At 68.8% G+C, this 2,875-nt stretch carries 2 protein-coding genes; both read left to right on the top strand.

Annotation, left to right across the window (positions count from 1 at the left end):
* Window positions 1–1,418 (top strand): serine/threonine-protein kinase (locus tag VF697_RS35750; protein WP_331102173.1); only part of this gene is annotated, 1,418 nt, incomplete at its 5' end.
* A gap of 279 nt (window positions 1,419–1,697) precedes the next feature.
* Window positions 1,698–2,875, top strand: a 1,178-nt coding sequence (locus VF697_RS35745) for a S41 family peptidase (protein ID WP_331102171.1), incomplete at its 3' end; no start/stop codon positions are given.

Raw genomic sequence — 2,875 nt, 5'->3', positions numbered from 1 at the left:
CGCTGCCCATCCCCCATGCGGTGCGCATCATCGCCGATGCCGCCGAGGGCCTGGCCTACGCTCATGCCAAGACGGGGTCGGATGGGGCGCTGCTCGGCATCGTCCATCGGGACGTGTCTCCGCAGAACCTGCTCGTCACCTACGACGGGGTGGTGAAGGTGGTGGACTTTGGTATCGCCAAGGCCGCCACCCGCGAGAGCCAGACCGTGGTGGGCCAGGTCAAGGGCAAGGCGGCGTACATGTCGCCCGAGCAGGCGCGCGGCGAGCCGCTCGACGCGCGCAGTGACATCTTCTCCCTGGGGATCATCCTCTTCGAGTTGGTCACCCGCTCGCGGCTGTTCCGTCACCCCGATCCGCTCGCCGCGCAGAAGGCCGTGGCCAGCGACGAGCCGATCCCCTTCGCGCACGACTTCCGCGCGGATGTTCCCGAGGCCCTGAGCCACATCATCGCCCGAGCGCTCGCGCGAGACCCTGCCCAGCGCTACCCCACCGCACGTCATTTCCAGGGAGCGCTGGAGGAGTGGTTGCGGAGCCAGCAGGCGGCCCCTGGCTCCGCCGAGCTGGCCAGCTACATGTCCCAGCTCTTCGCCGCGCGCATCCAGGAGCGGGCACAGCTCCTCAATGCGGCACGCTCCGGGGAGCTCTCCACTTCGGGCGTTCGCCGGGCAGTGCGCAGCTCCACGGGGGACTCGATGCCGGTGAGCGCGCTCCCGGTCGAGGAGGAGACCACGCTGGAGCAGCCCTGGAGCCAGCGCGTCAGGAAGCCGCTCGCCGGTGCCGCGGTGCTGCTGCTCCTGGTGGGCGCCGGAGCCTTCTTCTTCCTTCGTCCAGGAGAGCGGGGAGTGCCGCCCGTCCAGACCGGCACGCAGCCCGCGAGCCCACCCGCGGCTCCAGCACCGGCGGTCCTCACCATCGAGACGGATCCTCCGGGCGCGCTGATCATGGGGGACGGAAAGGAGGCCGGGCGTTCGCCGCTGACGCTCGACACGCTCGGACTGGGCGAGCACACGGTGTCCGCCGCGTTGGAAGGAAGGCGACAGGCGGAGCGTCAGGTGAAGCTGACCACCCCGGGCGAGCGGGCCATGATGCTGCTCGCGCTGGCCCCCGAGGTGGTGCCTCCTGTTCCGCCGAGCGGCCTGCCTGCTCCTGTCGAGCCTGCTCCCGCGGAACCCGCTGCCACCGAGCCCGCGGCCCGCCCGTCGAAGCGGGTGGCCATGGGTCGGTTGACCCTGGACACCACGCCCTGGACCCGCGTCTTCCTGCGTGGGCGGCGGTTGGGGGACACGCCGCTCATCGAGCTGGCTCTGCCCGCGGGGCAGCACCAGCTCAAGCTCGTCAACGAGGGGAAGAACATCTCCACCGTCATCGAGGTGGAGATCCGTCCCGGGCAGACCACGGCGAAGAAGCTGCGGCTGTGAACCCGTCGCGCCCCGGAGGCTCCAAAACCTTCGCGGAAACCCAGGAACCGGTAGCTCCATCGGCACCTGGTCGTTCTCGGCAAGTGGGATCGAAACAGAACTCAAAGTGGGCGACGAGTTCCTGGCCTGTCTCTCGGTGAGCGGCGTGGACACCGAGCAGCAGTTCCTCTACGTGGTCCTGCGCAACAACGACGGAAGGCCGCAGCCGATACAAAGATGAAATCCAACCCCAGGGGGACTCCAGTGATGACGGTAAGCGGTAGGAATGGAAGTGGGCCCGTGTCGCGCGGAGGGATGGCCGCGCTGTGGGCAGCGGCGATTCTGCTGATCTCGGGCGCCGCTCAGGCCCAGCCGGCGCGCGGCCCCGGCGAGCCGGTGGACGCGGCGGCGCGCGCGAAGATCGTGGATCGCGTCTCGGCGGCACTGAACGAGACCTATGTCTTCCCGGACGTGGCCAAGAAGATGGAGGCGAGCATCCGCCAGAAGCTGAAGGCGGGCGCCTACAACAAGATCACCCACTCGGCCGAGCTCGCTGAAGCGCTGACCCGCGATCTCCGCGAGGTGAGCAAGGACAAGCACCTGGGCATCCACTACGCGCCCGCGATGCCCCCGGGGATAGACCCTAACGGGCCTGGCGATCCGGCCGCCCGCGAGCAGCTCCACCGCGAGCTGGCGTCCGTGAACTTCGGCTTCGAGAAGGTGGAGCGGCTCGCGGGGAACGTGGGCTACCTGGACCTGCGTGGCTTCATGGGCGCCGAGCTGGCGGGCGAGACCGCCATCGCCGCCATGAACTTCCTGGCCAACTCCGAGGCGGTGATCATCGACCTGCGCAAGAACGGCGGCGGCGAGCCATCGATGGTCCAGCTCATCACCAGCTACTTCTTCGACAAGCCCACGCACCTCAACGGCTTCTACATCCGCAAGGGGAATACCACGCAGCAGTTCTGGACCTCGGCGCATGTGGCCGGCAAGCGGATGACGGGAGTTCCCGTCTATGTCCTCACCAGCCAGCGCACCTTCTCGGCGGCCGAGGAGTTCGCCTACGACCTGAAGCACCTCAAGCGGGCCACCCTCGTCGGTGAGACGACCGGCGGTGGGGCCCATCCCGTCGACGCCCAATTCCTTTCCGACGTGCACCTGCTGGCGTTCATCCCCTTCGGCCGCGCGGTGAACCCCATCACCGGCACCAACTGGGAAGGCACCGGCGTGGCGCCGGACATCCAGGTCCCCGCGGACAAGGCGCTCGAGACCGCCCATCTGGATGCGCTCGAGAAGCTGCAAGCCCAGGCCCAGGACGACGAGCGAAAGCGGCGGCTCGCGTGGTCCATCCAGAAGGTGGAGGCGCTCGCCAGGCCGGTGACGCTGACCGCCGAGGAGCTGAAGAGCTTCGCGGGGAGCTACGGACCGCGCGTGCTGCTCTACGAGAATGGCTCGCTCTGGTGGCAGCGGGCTGGGAG

It is taken from the genome of Archangium sp. (assembly GCF_036388035.1).
In the GTDB taxonomy this organism is placed as follows: Bacteria; Myxococcota; Myxococcia; order Myxococcales; family Myxococcaceae; genus Archangium.
This window is presented reverse-complemented; position numbering and strand designations above follow the sequence as displayed.